Below are 14,681 nucleotides of genomic sequence, written 5' to 3' on the forward strand. Positions count from 1 at the left end.
TGTTGATGTTTCAGCCCGTCTTATCAAACCAGCCTTGCGATCCTACATTCGAGGCATCGTCATTGAAAGCAGCGCCCCGAAGCGCCTGAAAGGTCCCCGCCATGAAAGCCGTCGGCTACTACCAGCCCCTCCCCATCGACAACCCCGAATCGCTGCAGGACATCGAGCTGCCCGCCCCCGTGGCCGGCGCGCGCGACCTGCTGGTGCGCGTGAAGGCGGTGTCGGTCAACCCGGTGGACACCAAGGTCCGCAAGAACGCCGCGCCCGAGGCCGGCCAGGCCAAGGTGCTGGGCTGGGACGCCGTGGGCACGGTCGAGGCCATCGGCAGCGGCGTGAAGAACTTCCAGGTCGGCGACCGCGTGTACTACGCCGGCTCGATCATCCGCCCCGGCGCCAACGCCGAGCTGCACGCGGTCGACGAGCGCATTGCCGCCCTCGCGCCCAAGAGCCTGGACGACGCGCAGGCCGCCGCGCTGCCGCTGACCACCATCACCGCGTACGAGCTGCTGTTCGACCGCCTGCGGGTGCCCAAGGGCGGCGGCGAAGGCCAGACGCTGCTGATCACCGGCGGCGCGGGCGGTGTGGGCTCCATCCTGATCCAGCTCGCGCGCCAGCTCACCAGGTTGCGCGTCGTCGCCACCGCCTCGCGCGCCGAAACGCGCGAGTGGTGCCTGGCGCTGGGCGCGCACACGGTCATCGACCACTCCAGGCCGCTCGCGGCCGAGCTCAAGGCCGCCGGCATCGGCGAGGTCGACATGGTCGCCAGCCTCACGCAGACCGAGCAGCACTGCGCGCAGATCATCGAAAGCCTGAAGCCCCAGGGCCAGCTCGCGGTGATCGACGACATGAAGCTGCTCGACGCCATGCCGCTGAAGACCAAGAGCCTGTCGCTGCACTGGGAAATGATGTTCGCGCGCTCGCGCTTCGAGACGCCCGACATGGCCGAGCAGGGCGCGCTGCTGGCCGAGGTGGCGGCGCTGGTGGACGCGGGCCGCATCCGCACCACGGCCAACGCGAGCTTCGGCACCATCAACGCGGCCAACCTTCGGCGCGCGCATGCGCTCATCGAGAGCGGCAAGGCGCAGGGCAAGGTGGTGCTGGCGGGCTTCTAGCCCTTCAGCCGTGGGCGCCTAGGTGGACTGCCACGGCAGTCCGCGCATGCGCTCGCGCTTTTCCTCTTCGTCGAAATGCGCGAGCGACGGCTTGATGAGGTCGCTGCGCGCCACGATGCCGACCAGCGCGAGCGTGTGCGCATCCTTCACCACCGGCAGCCGTTCGAGCCGGTGGCGCGCCAGCCGCGTGGCCACGGCGCGGCAGTTGTCGCCCGGCAGCGCGTAGTACAGCGGCGCGTCGGCGCAGGCGTCGCCCACGGTCGCGATCGGGTCGCTGGTGCCCCGCGCGGCCAGCATCGCGCGGTCGACCACGCCGATCACCGCGCCGTTGCGCAGCACCGGGAACGCGCGGTGCGCCTGGCCTTCGCCGAAGCACTCGAACAGCGCCCTGGCCACGGGCATGGCGGCGTCGATGCTGCGCACCTCGCGCGTCATCACTTCTTCGACCGAATGCCGCTCCAGCGGGTCGATGCCGTATTCGCGGTAGATGTGGTACCCGCGGCGCGCGATCTTCTCGGTGAGGATCGAGCGGCGCATGGTCAGCACCGTGAAGCCGTAGGCCACGGCCGAGGTGGTCAGCAGCGGCAGCAGCGCGTTGCTGTCGTGCGTGAGCCCGAAGGCGAAGATGGTGGCGGTGAGCGGCGCGCGCATCACGCCGCCCAGCGTGGCCGCCATGCAGACCAGCGGCCACAGCATCGGGTCGTTGCCCGGCAGCACGTGCGAGAGCACCACGCCCAGGCCCGCGCCCATCATCAGCAGCGGCGCCAGCACGCCGCCCGAGGTGCCCGAGCCCAGCGAGATGACCCAGATGACGGCCTTGACCGCCAGCAGCGCGAGCACCACGCCCAGCGCCAGGTGGTTGTGCAGCAGGTCGCCGATGACGTCGTAGCCCACGCCCAGCGCGCGCGGCTGCAAGTAGCCGCCGATGCCGACCGCGAGGCCGCCGATGGCCGGCCACCACATCCAGTGCAGCGGCAGCTTGCCGAACCAGTCCTCGACCTTGTAGAGCGAGATCGACAGCGACGCCGACAGCGCGCCGCACAGCACGCCGGCGATCACGCACGACAGCATGGCGAGCGGGCCGGGCACGGCCGTCTGCAGCGGGAACAGCGGGCCCGGGTCCATCAGCAGCGGCCGCGCGAAGCCCGCCACCGCGCAGGCCACGGCCACCGGCAGCAGGCTGCGCGGGCGCAGCTCGAACAGCAGCAGCTCGACGGCCAGCAGCACCGCGGCCACCGGCGTGCCGAACACCGCCGTCATGCCGGCCGTGGCACCCGCCACCAGCAGCGCCTTGCGCTCGGCCGCGGTGAGGTGGAAGTGCTGCGCGATCAGCGAGCCGATGGCGCCGCCGGTCATGATGATCGGCCCCTCGGCGCCGAACGGCCCGCCGCTGCCGATGACGATGCCCGAGGACAGCGGCTTGAGCAGCGCGACCTTCGGCGACATCTTGCTCTTGCCGAACAGGATCGCCTCGATGGCTTCGGGAATGCCGTGGCCGCGGATCTTGTCGGAGCCGTAGCGCGCCACCAGCCCGACGATGAGCCCGCCGATCACCGGCACCACGATCACCCATGCGCCCAGCGTGTGCTCCGCGGGCGAGCGGTCGGCCAGCGAGAAGGTCTGGAAGAAGAACAGGTTGGTGAAGAAGCGGATCAGGTCGAGCAGCACGCGCGCGGCCACCGTGCTGATGGCGCCGATGACGGCGGCCATGACGGCGATGCGCATGAGGCGCGCGTTGAGCGCGAAGTCGCCGCGAGGCGCGTGACCCGGATGAGAGTTGGCTTTGGAGCTCATGGGGATTCCGGAAGATCGATCTGCGGCACGTCGAACACGCCCTTGAGCGAGCGCAACTCCGCGCGGTGGAGTTCGGCCAGCCGCAGCAGCAGCTTCTCGCCGTTGGCGAGCAGGTGCACCTCGACCTGGCGGCGGTCGGTTTCGCTGGGCCGGCGCTGCACGAGGTCCAGCGCCTCGCAGCGCGTGACCAGCGCCACCGCGCCGTGCGGCTGCAGCTGCAGGCGCTCGGCGATCTCGCCGACCGAGGCCCAGTCGCGCCCCGGCACGCCCTTGATGTGCAACAGCACCAGGTACTGCTGCGGTGTGAGGCCTTCGGCCTGCGCGGCGCGCTCGGAGAAGCGCTCGAAGCGGCGCATCTGGTAGCGGAACTGGGAGAGCGCCTCGAAGTCTTTCTTCGCGAGCTTGCGGGGTGTGGAGGCCATGGAACGTCGCCGGGAGGGAGCGTGTGGAAGGAGCGTGTGGAAGGAGCGTGGGAACGGCGGCAAATATATCACGTCATGACATAAATGCGTTGCGCCAGAATCGGTGGCATGACGACCTCACCGATCGAATTCGACACCGCGCGCCTGCGGCTGCGCCCCTGGCGCGAGAGCGACCTCGCGCCCTTCTTCACGCTCGCCTGCGACCCGCAGGTGATGGAGTTCCTGCTGCCGCTGCCCACGCGCGCCGACAGCGACGCCATGGTCGCGCGCTTCCAGGCGCGCTTTGCCGAGAACGGCTGGGGCTTCTGGGCCGTGGAGCACAAGGCCTGCGGTGCCTTCATGGGTTTCACCGGGCTGAACGCGCCGGCCGCCACGCTGCCGTTTTCACCGTGCGTGGAAATCGGCTGGCGCTTCGCGCGCCAGTGGTGGGGCCAGGGCTTCGCGAGCGAGGCGGCGCGCGGCGCGCTTCAGGTGGGCTTCGAGCAGCTCGGGCTGGACGAGGTCGTGGCGTTCACGGCGTGGAACAACACGCGCTCGAGCGCGGTGATGGAACGCATCGGCATGAAGGAAGACGTGGCCGGCGCCTTCGACCATCCGCTGGTGCCCGAGGGGCACGCGCTGCGCCGGCACAAGCTGTACCGCATCGCGCGCCCGCCGCGCTGAGAACAGGCCTCTTGCCTACCTGGCCTTCGACACCCGCCACACGGCGTTGCCCACGTCGTCGGCCACGATCAGCGCGCCGCTCTTGTCGAGCGCCACGCCCACCGGGCGGCCCTGCGCCTTCTCGTCGGCGGTGAGGAAGCCGGTCAGCACATCGACCGGCGGGCCGCTGGGCTTGCCGCCGATGAAGGGCACGAACACCACCTTGTAGCCCGACTTGGGCTTGCGGTTCCACGAGCCGTGCTCGCCGATGAACACGCCGCTGGCGAACTGCTCGGGCATGCCGCCCGCGCGCGAGAAGGCCATGCCCAGCGGCGCGACGTGCGAGCCCAGCGCGTAGTCGGGCGCGATGGCCTTGGCCGTCATCGCGGGGTTCTGCGGCGTCACGCGCGCGTCGACGATGCCGCCGTAGTAGCTCCACGGCCAGCCGTAGAAGGCGCCTTCCTTCACCGAGGTGAGGTAGTCGGGCACCAGGTCGCTGCCGATCTCGTCGCGCTCGTTCACCACGGTCCACAGGGCCTTGGTGTCGGGGTCCCAGCCCATGCCGTTGGGGTTGCGCAGGCCGCTCGCGAACAGGCGCTTCTCGCCCGTCTTCGTGTCGACCTCCCAGATGGCGGCGCGGCCCTCTTCGGCCGCGAGGCCGTTCTCGCCGATGTTGCTGTTGGAGCCGACCGTCACGTAGAGCTTGCTGCCGTCCTCGTTGGCGATGACGTTCTTGGTCCAGTGGTGGTTGATGCCCGCGGGCAACTGCGTCACCAGCGTCGGGTTGGCGCTGATCGAGGTCTGGCCCTCGGTGTAGGGCACCTTCACCAGCGCGTCGGCGTTGGCGATGAAGAGCTCGTTGCCCACCAGCGCCATGCCGTAGGGCGACATCAGGTTGGTCATGAAGACCTGCTTCACCTCGGCCAGCCCGTCGCCGTTGGCGTCGCGCAGCAGCGTGATGCGGTTGGCGCTGGGCACGCCGGCGCCGGCGCGGCCCATGACCTTGCCCATGACCCAGTTGCGCACCTTGGCAACCAGGCCGTCGCCGCCGTCGGTGGCGCTGCCGCCGGGCTTGGGCGGCTTGTTGCTCTCGGCCACCAGGATGTCGCCGTTGGGCAGCGTGTAGACCCAGCGCGGGTGCTCGAGGCCGCGCGCCAGCGCCGTCACCTGCAGGCCTTCGGCCGGGGTGGGCGTGGCGGTGTCGGTCCAGCCGATGGCGGGGGCCACGTTGACGGTGGGAATCAGGGTCTTGTTCGGGTCGGCCAGTTGCGGGCGCGGGCCGGTGGTGGCTTCGGGCGACAGCTTGGCGGCCTCGCCGCAGCCCGCCACCAGCAGCGCGACGGCCAGGGCCGAGGCGCCGGCCTTCCATGCGGATGCCGGTGAGGGGGCCGTGCGGGTGGGTGCTTGCTGCGGTGCTTTCATGCGTGGTCCTTGCGCGGCCGGTTGCCGCATACCGGCCGGATGATCCATGGCGCCCCGGCGCGGGGTTGTCGGTCGTGGGCGCTTTCTGGCGTGGGCGCACCCCATTCGCGCATCGCCGCTACCATCGCCGCATGACCGACGACCTGTTCCGCGCCGACGCCTACCTGCGCACCTGCGAAGCCCGCATCGTGCGCATCGACGATGCCGGCATCGTGCTCGACCGCACCGTGTTCTACCCGCTGGGCGGCGGACAGGCCGGAGACAGCGGCGTGCTGGCCCTGGCCGACGGCCGCGAGCTGGTCATTGCCGACACGCGCAAGGCCAAGGACCCAGAAGGCCAGCCGACGAACGAATTCGTGCACGTGCCCGCACCGGAGCAGGCCGACCTGCTGGCCGCGCTGAAGCCCGGCGACACCGTGACCGCCCGCCTTGACTGGGAGCGCCGCCACCGGCTCATGCGCTTCCACACCGCTTCCCACCTGCTGTGCCACCTGGTCCCGGTGCCGGTGAACGGCTGCTCCATCACCCCCGAATACGCGCGCATCGACTTCCACATGACCGACCCGCTCGACAAGGACGTGCTGACGGCCGGCCTCGCCCGGCTGGTCGAGGCGGCCCATCCGCTGACCGTGGGTGCCATCACCGACGAGGAGCTCGACGCCAACCCCGGCCTCGTCAAGAGCATGAGCGTGCAGCCGCCGCGCGGCCTGGGCACGGTGCGCACCATCCGCATCGGCGACGAAGCCGGCGCGCAGATCGACTTCCAGCCCTGCGGCGGCACGCATGTTGCAAACACCTCGGAAATCGGGGCGGTGGTGGTCACCAAGATCGAGAAGAAGAGCGCCAACAGCCGGCGCGTGGTGCTCGGTTGGGCACCGGTGGCCAGCGCCGCCGCCTGAAACATTCCGGAACATCCTGGAACTTCGCCCCTCTCGAATGCTCCGACTGACGGCATGATCTTTTCGCGCATCCATTTCGCTACGCTTCTGATAGCAACCGCGGCAGCCAGCATGCCGGCTGCCGCGCAATCGGCTTCCCCCGTGGCGCCGAAGGCGGGGGCCGTGGTCACCACGCCCCATGTGCGCGCCGAACTGATCGCGCACGCGCCCGACGGCGTGACGCCCGGCGCCCCGGTGTGGGTCGGCCTGCAGATCACGCACCAGCCCGAGTGGCACACCTATTGGAAGAACGCCGGCGACTCGGGCCTGCCCACCGAAATGACGTGGACGCTGCCCGCCGGCGTGTCGACCGGCGAGATCGCCTGGCCGGTGCCCGAGAAGATCGCGGTCGGCAACCTCGCCAACTACGGCTACGAGAACACCGTGCTGCTGCCGGTGCCGCTGGAGGTGTCCACGCTGTACAAGCCGCCGGTCACCATGGGCACAACGCCGGCCATGGACATCCGGCTCAAGGCCTCCTGGCTGGTCTGCCGCAAGGAGTGCATTCCGGAAGAAGGCACGTTCTCGCTGTCGCTGCCGCTGCAGGGCTCCACCGCGCTGCACAAGGCCGATTTCGACACCGCCGCCGCCGCGCAACCCCAGCCGCTGGCCAAGCCCGGCACCGTGCAGGTCGAGGGCCACAACCTCAAGGTGCGCCTCGAAGGCCTGCCCGCCGCCGTGCAGGGCAAGACGCTGGGCTTCTTCCCCGAGACCCCCGAGGTGATCCGCACCGCGGCCGTCTCCGGCAAGGACTGGACCCAATCCTGGGACGACGGCGTGTGGACCGCCTCGATCCCGCTGGCCGACCAGCGCAGCGAGAGCCCCACGACGATGCCTGTGGTGGTGGCGCTCGCCGAAGCCGACCGGCAGGCCGGCCAGCCAGTCGCCTGGCGCGCCGAGGCGCCGGTGTCGGGCACCTGGTCCTCCGCGGCGCCGCGCGCCGAGGTGTCGCCGGCGCTGCAGGCGGCGCTGACCGCCAACGCGGCCAGTGCCACAAGCGCCGCGGCGTCATCGACCGAACTGCCCGCGCCCTCCTCCACCACCTTCCTGGCCGCCCTTTTCGGCGCCCTGCTCGGCGGCCTGCTGCTCAACCTGATGCCCTGCGTGTTCCCGATCCTCGCGATCAAGGTGCTGGGCTTCGCGCGGCAGGCCGGCAACGACAGCGCGCACCGCAAGGCGGGCCTGGCCTACACCGGCGGCGTGATGCTGTCGTTCCTTGCGCTGGGCGGCGCCATGCTGGCGCTGCGCGCGGCCGGCGCCGGGCTGGGCTGGGGCTTCCAGCTGCAGTCGCCCGGCGTGGTGGCGGCCCTGGCGGCGCTGTTCACGCTGATCGGCCTGAACCTGGTGGGCGTGTTCGAGTTCGGCCGCGCCGCGCCGTCGTCGGTGTGCAGCGCGCAGGCCAAGCATCCGCTGGCCAACGACTTCCTCTCGGGCGTGCTGGCCGTGGTCATCGCATCGCCCTGCACCGCGCCTTTCATGGGCGTGTCGCTGGGCTTCGCCATCGGCCTGCCGGCCGCGCAGGCGCTGCTGCTGTTCGCCGCGCTGGGCTTCGGGCTGGCGCTGCCTTACCTGGTGGCCGGCTTCGTGCCCGCCATCGCGCGGCTGCTGCCCAAGCCGGGCCCGTGGATGCACACGCTGCGCCGCCTGCTCGCGTTCCCGATGTTCGCCACCGTGGCGTGGCTGGTGTGGGTGCTGGGCCAGCAAAGCGGCATCGACGGCGCGGGCACGCTGCTGGCGCTGCTGGTGTGCCTGGCCGCCATCGTCTGGGCGCTCACGCTGAGCGGGCGCACGCGGGTGGTGATTGCCGGCCTGCTGATCGCCTTCACCGCCGTGCTGACTGCCGCCATCGGGCGCAATGTGTTGCAAGTCGTCGAGCCCGCGCAGCTGGCTTCGGCTGCGGCAAAGGGCGCCGCCGGCCAGCGCTGGCAGCCATGGTCGGCCGATCGCGTCGCCGCGCTGTCGGACGCCGGGCAGCCCGTGTTCATCGACTTCACCGCGGCCTGGTGTGTCACATGCCAGTACAACAAGAAGAGCACGCTGTCCGACGCGCAGGTGCTGGCCGACTTCGACGCCAAGAAGGTCGCCATGCTGCGCGCCGACTGGACCCGCCGCGACCCGGCCATCACCGCCGCGCTGACGGCGCTGGGCCGCAGCGGCGTGCCGGTGTACGTGCTGCAGGCGCCGGGCAAGCCGCCGGTCGTGCTGACCGAGATCCTGGGCAAGGACGAAGTCCGCGCCGCGCTCGCCGCGCTTTGACCACCTGCGTGACATGGGTTGTCACAAGCACTTGAAGAAACCGTTCTAAGCTGCAGTTGTTGTTTGGAATTTTTCTTTGGAGTTCAAGCTGGCCATGTCTCTTTCGCCAACCGCCGACTCGCGTTCCCTGCGTGCCGCGCGCCATGCCCGCGCCGCCCTGAGCCGGGCCTCCCGCCGTGCCGTCGTTGCCGCCGCAGTGGCGCTGGGCGCCACCTTCCTGATGGGCACCAATGCCGCTGCCGCCCCCACGGTGGGCCAGCAGGCGCCCGACTTCGTGGCCGTCGACACCACCGGCGCCAAGCACAAGCTGTCCGATTTCGCGGGCAAGTTCGTGGTGCTCGAGTGGACCAACCCCGGCTGCCCCTTCGTGCGCAAGCACTACGGCAGCGGCAACATGCCCGCCACCCAGAAGGCCGCCACCGACAAGGGCGTGGTGTGGCTGGCCATCAACTCCACCGAGCGCGCCGCCACCGACTACCTGAAGGCCGACGCGCTCGACGCGTGGATGAAGTCGCACAAGGGTGCGCCCACCGCGGTGCTGATGGACGAGGACGGCGTGATCGGCCAGGTCTACGGCGCGCGCACCACGCCGCACATCTTCATCATCGACCCCAAGGGCACGCTGGTGTACGCGGGCGGCATCGACAGCATCGCGTCGGCGCGGGCGGACGACATCAAGACCGCCACCAACTACGTGAACCAGGCGCTGGGCGAGGCCTTCGGCGGCAAGCCGATATCGACGGCCAGCACGCGGCCGTACGGTTGCTCGATCAAATACAAGACCTGAGCGCGGCGAGACGCACGCCTCGCCAAGCATGACAGGCGGGCGTGAACGATGGGCGTGACACGCGGGCATGACAGGCGCGGCGCGGCAGTGACAGCTACCTGACCACCACGGTCAGGCCACGGTCGGGAAGCCCGCCCTACCCTTGGCGACCACAAACGCCACAGGGGACAACACCATGAGCACAGCGCAGCAACGCGCGCCCGGCCACGCCGCCTCGGGCACCGCTTCCTCCTCGAAAGTCGCCACCGTCCTGCGCGTGACCGGCGGCAACTTCATGGAGATGTTCGACTTCTTCCTGTTCGGCTTCTACGCCACGCAGATCTCGAAGGCGTTCTTCCCCGCGGGCAACGAGTTCGCCTCGCTCATGCTCACCTTCATGACCTTCGGCGCGGGCTTCCTGATGCGCCCGCTGGGCGCGATCTTCCTGGGCGCGTACGTCGACCGCGTCGGCCGCCGCAAGGGCCTGATCGTCACGCTCGCGCTGATGGCCGTCGGCACGCTGCTCATCGCCTGCGTGCCGTCGTACGCCACCATCGGCCTGGCCGCGCCGCTGCTGGTGCTCATCGGCCGGCTGCTGCAGGGTTTTTCGGCCGGCGTGGAGCTGGGCGGCGTGTCGGTCTACCTGTCGGAGATGGCCACGCCGGGCCACAAGGGCTTCTACGTGAGCTGGCAGTCGGCCAGCCAGCAGGTGGCCATCGTCGTGGCGGCCGCGCTCGGCTACTGGCTCAACGTGACCTTCACCTCGCAGGAGATCGGCGACTTCTACTGGCGCGTGCCCTTCTTCGTGGGCTGCCTGATCGTGCCGGTGCTGTTCATCATCCGCCGCTCGCTGCAGGAGACCGAGGAGTTCATGGCGCGCAAGCACCGCCCCGACGCGCGCGAGATCTTCCAGTCGATGGTGGCCAACTGGGGCCTGGTGGTGGCCGGGATGATGCTGGTGTCGATGACCACCGTGTCGTTCTACCTGATCACCGTCTACACGCCCACCTTCGGCAAGGCCGTGCTGCACCTGAGCACCACCGACGCACTGGTCGTCACCCTGTGCGTGGCCGTCTCCAACTTCATCTGGCTGCCGATCATGGGCGCCCTGTCGGACCGCGTGGGCCGCAAGCCGCTGCTGATCGTGTTCACCGTGCTGACCATCCTCACCGCGTACCCGTCGCTCAAGTGGCTGGTGGGCGCGCCGAGCTTCACGCGCATGCTCGAGGTGGAGCTGTGGCTGTCGTTCCTCTACGCGAGCTACAACGGCGCGATGGTGGTGGCGCTGACCGAGGTGATGCCGGTGAACGTGCGCACCGCCGGCTTCTCGCTGGCGTACAGCCTGGCGACCGCGCTGTTCGGCGGCTTCACGCCGGCGATTGCCACGGGGCTGATCGAGATGACCGGCGACAAGGGCGCGCCGGGGTTGTGGATGACGGCGGCGGCCATCTGCGGGCTGGTGGCGACGCTGGTGCTGTACCGACGCAATGCGAGAGCGCCCACGGTGGGCGTGCCGGCTTGAGCGTTCTGGCTTGAGCCTGCGGGGCATGCCGATGGAGGCATGCCGCTTTTCACGCTCGCGGACGATGGGCGTGAAGGCTTCGGGCAGGGTGACTATTGTTAGCAGTGTGAGCCTGGCAGGCCCTCGCAAACTGCCGCGACCTCCTCTCCTGTCAAGGAAGTCGTCGATGTCGCGCATGTTGGATCCGGCTGAACGATGAGTTCGAGGATGTCCGCACTGGCGTTGCTCCTCCTGCTGCAATTTCAGCCCGCCGCGGCTGACGAAGTGGCAACGCACTGCGCCGGGCGTCCCTCGATCTCCGGCACCGACCTGCTTCTGGCCTCGTGCCGCACCAAGGGCGGAATGGCGATCGAGCGGAATCTTGGCCCGAAGCCATCCTCGCCTTACGCCACGGCACTGGATCAACGCGAACTGGTTGTTGCGCACGGGAGCGCCCCTGCCGACGCCAAGGCCGCAACGGCCGACGATGCAGACCCGCACGCAGCACGTGCGCCATCGCGCTTGCTCGCACCTCCGTTGGAAGACCAGATCTCGCGGCGCACCTCGGCAGGCACCGCCCGCAGATATGGGCACTGGCGTGTTTCGACCTTGCGAGTCGAATACGGCGTGCAGGACGCCTCGCCCGGCTTCTTTCTGTCTTGTGCGACCGCCACCAGGACTTCGGAGAAGAGGACTGCGGCGAAGGCCGCAACCATCGTCGCGGAGTGCTTTGCGCCGCAGGAGCACCCGCGCTTCTACAAGACACTGGACTCGACGCGATGACGATTGGATCCGCGCAAGGCGCCGATCGGAGCCGCTACACCAGCCGCAACCCGCCATCGCATTCGATCACCGTCCCGGTCGTGTAGCCGTTCTCGATCAGGAACTGGATCGCATGCGCCACGTCCTGCGGCTGCCCCACGCGGCCGACGGGCAGGGTCTCGACCTGCTGGCGGAACAGGTCGTCCTTCATTGCGGCGGGCACTCGGTTCCACCAGGGTGTGTCGACCAGGCCCGGTGACACAGCATTCACTCGGCTCGGCTTCAACTCGCGCGCCAGGCTGCCCACCATCGCCTCGAGCGCACCGTTGATCGCAGCCAGCCCCGCCGTGCCAGGCAACGCATTGCGCGCCGAAATCGCCGTCACGAAGGTCAGGCTACCGCCTTTGCGCAGCACCTTTGCGCCGGCCTGCGCCGCTTCGAGCTGCGGCCAGAACTTGGCTTCGAAGCCGCGGCGCAGCGAGCCCAGGTCGAGCTGCGCGAACTCGCCGGCCCCCTCGCCGCCGCTGAGCGTGAGCACCAGGTGATCGACCGGCCCGGTCTGCGCGAAAAAGGCGTCGAGCGCGCCCCGGTCGCAGGCATCGAAGGCCGCGCCGCTCACGCAGGCGCCCATGCCGCCGATCGCCTCCTGCAGCTTGCCGTTGTCGCGCCCGGTCGCAATCACCCTCGCACCGCTTGCCGCAAGCCGCCGCACGGTCTCGAGCCCCACGCCGGAAGAGCCGCCGATCACCACCACCGTCTGTTGTTCCGAAGCCATGTCGATTCCTTTGAATGCCTGAGAGAGCCTTCAGGTTAGGAAAGCGAGGCCTATCATCCAAATCGTTTGAAACCATGCATCACATCAACGAAAGTGATTTCAGGCGGCTTGACCTGAACCTGCTGCTGGTGTTCCACGCGCTGCTGCACGAACGCAGCGTCACACGCGCGGCGCAGCGCCTGTTCATCGGCCAGCCCGCGCTGAGCGGCGCGCTCAAGCGCCTGCGCGCGGCCCTGGGCGACGAGCTGTTCGTGCGCACCTCGCACGGCATGACGCCCACGCCGCGGGCGCTCGAACTCGCGCGCGTCATCGAGCCGCTGCTGCTGTCGCTGCAGCAGGCGCTGCACGCCACGCCGGCGTTCGACCCGGCCAGGGCCGAGCGCGTGTTCCGCATCGGCCTGAGCGACGCGCTCGAGGTGGCCCTGATGCCGCGGCTCATGCAGCGGCTGTCGGCGCAGGCCCCAGGCGTGCGGCTGGTGGCGCGCGCGGCCGACCGCACCGATGCGCCCGCGATGCTCGACGCGGCCGAGATCGAGCTGGCCGCCGGCGTGTTCATCGACTGCGCCGCCTGGCACCGGCGGCGCGCGCTGTTCGACTGGCACTTCGTGTGCGTCTACAACCCCGCACTCGTGAAGGCGCGCGGCCCGCGGCTCACGCTCGACGAATACCTGGGCCACCCGCACCTGCTGACCTCGTTCAGCGCCGGACTGAGCGGCCTGGTCGACGAATTGCTCCGCGAAAAGGGATTGGCGCGCCAGGTCGTTTTCTCGAGCCGCAACTTCGCGACCAGCCCGTTCATCGTGCGGCAGATGCCCGCCATCACCACCGTGCCCACGTTCGCCGCCGACACCTGGCGCGACGCACTCGGGCTCGCGGTGAGCCCGCTGCCGTTCGACTCGCCGGGCTACGCGGTGTCGCTGCTGTGGGCGGCGGCGCACGACGGTGACCCGGGGCTGCAGTGGCTGGTCGGGTTGATGACCGAGGTCTTCAGCGAAAAATCCGCAGCCTGAGCCGTCTCCCCGAACGCTGCGTCCAGACACAGCCCCCGGGACACACCCCTGCGACAATCGCCCGATGCCCTTCGCCCCCCTGAAAAACGACACGTTCCTGCGAGCCTGCTGGCGCCAGGCCACCGACCACACGCCCGTCTGGCTGATGCGCCAGGCCGGCCGCTACCTCCCTGAATACGTGGCCACGCGCGCCAAGGCCGGCAGCTTCATGGGGCTGGCGACCAACACCGACTACGCCACCGAGGTCACGCTGCAACCGCTCGCACGCTACCCGCTGGACGCGGCGATCCTGTTCTCCGACATCCTCACGGTGCCCGACGCCATGGGCCTGGGCCTGTCGTTCGAGGCCGGCGAAGGCCCGCGTTTCGCGCGCCCGGTGCGCGACGAGGCGGCCGTGGCGGCGCTGGAGATTCCTGACATGCAGAAACTGCGCTACGTGTTCGACGCGGTGGCGTCGATCCGCAAGGCGCTGGACGGCCGAGTGCCGCTGATCGGCTTCTCGGGCAGCCCGTGGACGCTGGCCTGCTACATGGTCGAAGGCGCGGGCTCCAGCGACTACCGGCTGGTGAAGAGCATGCTGTACGGCCGCCCCGACCTGATGCACCGCATCCTCGCGGTGAACGCCGACTCGGTGGCCGCGTACCTCAACGCCCAGATCGACGCGGGCGCGCAGGCCGTGATGATCTTCGACAGCTGGGGCGGCGTGCTGGCCGACGGCGCGTTCCAGGAATTCAGCCTCGCCTACACGGCCCGCGTGCTGGCCGGCCTGAAGCGCACCGGCGCCGACGGCCAGCCGGTGCCGCGCATCGTGTTCACCAAGGGCGGCGGCCTCTGGCTCGACGCCATGCGCGCGCTCGACTGCGAAGTGCTCGGCGTCGACTGGACCTTGAACCTGGCATCGGCGCGCAAGCAGGTCGCCGAAGGCACGGACGGCGGGGTCAAGGCGCTGCAGGGCAACATCGATCCGAACGTGCTGTTCGCGCCGCCCGCGCAGATCGAGGCCGAGGTGGCCAAGGTGCTGCAGGCCTTCGGCGCACCGCACACCGACCGCACGACCGCCGGGCCGACCCACATCTTCAACCTGGGCCACGGCATCAGCCAGTTCACGCCGCCGGACCACGTGTCGGCGCTGGTGCAGGCGGTGCACGACCGTTCGCGAAGCATGCGCGCCGCGCGCGGTTGAGACTGTCACACCAAGGTGCCTCGGGGCACCGGAGGAACGCCCGGCGCAGGCCGCCGGGGAGGCCCCGAAAATCGGTCCCGGGCGGTTTGTCAAGTGCA

At 69.8% G+C, this 14,681-nt stretch carries 13 protein-coding genes; 9 read left to right on the top strand and 4 right to left on the bottom strand.

All coding sequences use genetic code 11. The features are described from left to right. Positions 1 to 101 precede the first annotated feature (101 nt). Entirely contained in the window at positions 102 to 1,112 is a 1,011-nt protein-coding gene (locus tag BM013_RS11295) for a zinc-binding alcohol dehydrogenase family protein (protein WP_093126602.1), read from the top strand. Between the two features lie 18 nt (positions 1,113 to 1,130). Here the strand turns inward: BM013_RS11295 and BM013_RS11300 are convergent, their stop codons facing one another. Together BM013_RS11300 and BM013_RS11305 are read right to left on the bottom strand one after the other, a co-directional pair. After that, a complete protein-coding gene (locus tag BM013_RS11300; RefSeq protein ID WP_093126605.1) occupies positions 1,131 to 2,906 on the bottom strand; it encodes a chloride channel protein in 1,776 nt (591 codons plus the stop codon). Further along, positions 2,903 to 3,328 (bottom strand): MarR family winged helix-turn-helix transcriptional regulator, encoded by a 426-nt coding sequence (locus BM013_RS11305; RefSeq protein WP_093126608.1) that lies wholly within the window; start codon positions 3,326 to 3,328, stop codon positions 2,903 to 2,905. The genes BM013_RS11300 and BM013_RS11305 overlap by 4 nt, the downstream gene beginning before the upstream one ends. A 108-nt stretch (positions 3,329 to 3,436) precedes the next feature. Here BM013_RS11305 and BM013_RS11310 point away from each other — a divergent pair, with 108 nt between their 5' ends. Next, on the top strand, positions 3,437 to 3,991 hold the full coding sequence (locus BM013_RS11310) for a GNAT family N-acetyltransferase (RefSeq protein ID WP_093126610.1): 555 nt from the start codon (positions 3,437 to 3,439) through the stop codon (positions 3,989 to 3,991). 15 nt (positions 3,992 to 4,006) lie between these two features. Here the strand turns inward: BM013_RS11310 and BM013_RS11315 are convergent, their stop codons facing one another. Then, positions 4,007 to 5,392 carry a PQQ-dependent sugar dehydrogenase gene (locus BM013_RS11315; protein WP_218152662.1) on the bottom strand — a complete coding sequence of 462 codons (1,386 nt, stop codon included), beginning with the start codon at positions 5,390 to 5,392 and terminating at the stop codon, positions 4,007 to 4,009. A 131-nt stretch (positions 5,393 to 5,523) separates the two neighbouring features. Here BM013_RS11315 and BM013_RS11320 point away from each other — a divergent pair, with 131 nt between their 5' ends. The 5 genes from BM013_RS11320 to BM013_RS11340 all read left to right on the top strand — a co-directional run bounded on the left by BM013_RS11320 (position 5,524) and on the right by BM013_RS11340 (position 11,636). Continuing rightward, positions 5,524 to 6,291 carry an alanyl-tRNA editing protein gene (locus BM013_RS11320; protein WP_093126856.1) on the top strand — a complete coding sequence of 256 codons (768 nt, stop codon included), beginning with the start codon at positions 5,524 to 5,526 and terminating at the stop codon, positions 6,289 to 6,291. Positions 6,292 to 6,345: 54 nt separating this feature from the next. Next, positions 6,346 to 8,586: a protein-disulfide reductase DsbD family protein gene (locus tag BM013_RS11325; protein WP_177225457.1), complete on the top strand. Its 2,241-nt coding sequence runs from the start codon at positions 6,346 to 6,348 to the stop codon at positions 8,584 to 8,586. A 94-nt stretch (positions 8,587 to 8,680) separates the two neighbouring features. Then, on the top strand, positions 8,681 to 9,373 hold the full coding sequence (locus BM013_RS11330) for a thioredoxin family protein (RefSeq protein WP_177206283.1): 693 nt from the start codon (positions 8,681 to 8,683) through the stop codon (positions 9,371 to 9,373). A 175-nt stretch (positions 9,374 to 9,548) separates the two neighbouring features. Beyond that, a complete protein-coding gene (locus tag BM013_RS11335; RefSeq protein ID WP_093126613.1) occupies positions 9,549 to 10,874 on the top strand; it encodes an MFS transporter in 1,326 nt (441 codons plus the stop codon). 207 nt (positions 10,875 to 11,081) lie between these two features. After that, positions 11,082 to 11,636 (top strand): hypothetical protein, encoded by a 555-nt coding sequence (locus BM013_RS11340; protein WP_093126617.1) that lies wholly within the window; start codon positions 11,082 to 11,084, stop codon positions 11,634 to 11,636. 34 nt (positions 11,637 to 11,670) lie between these two features. On the opposite strand, the gene BM013_RS11345 is transcribed toward BM013_RS11340, so the two are convergent. Further along, on the bottom strand, positions 11,671 to 12,390 hold the full coding sequence (locus BM013_RS11345) for an SDR family oxidoreductase (RefSeq protein WP_093126620.1): 720 nt from the start codon (positions 12,388 to 12,390) through the stop codon (positions 11,671 to 11,673). A 74-nt stretch (positions 12,391 to 12,464) separates the two neighbouring features. Here BM013_RS11345 and BM013_RS11350 point away from each other — a divergent pair, with 74 nt between their 5' ends. Together BM013_RS11350 and hemE are read left to right on the top strand one after the other, a co-directional pair. After that, entirely contained in the window at positions 12,465 to 13,400 is a 936-nt protein-coding gene (locus BM013_RS11350) for a LysR family transcriptional regulator (protein WP_093126623.1), read from the top strand. A 64-nt stretch (positions 13,401 to 13,464) separates the two neighbouring features. Further along, positions 13,465 to 14,583, top strand: a complete 1,119-nt coding sequence (hemE, locus tag BM013_RS11355) for a uroporphyrinogen decarboxylase (protein ID WP_093126626.1) — start codon at positions 13,465 to 13,467, stop codon at positions 14,581 to 14,583. Positions 14,584 to 14,681: the final 98 nt, after the last annotated feature.

The organism is Variovorax sp. OK605 (genome assembly GCF_900115445.1).
In the GTDB taxonomy this organism is placed as follows: Bacteria; Pseudomonadota; Gammaproteobacteria; order Burkholderiales; family Burkholderiaceae_C; genus Variovorax.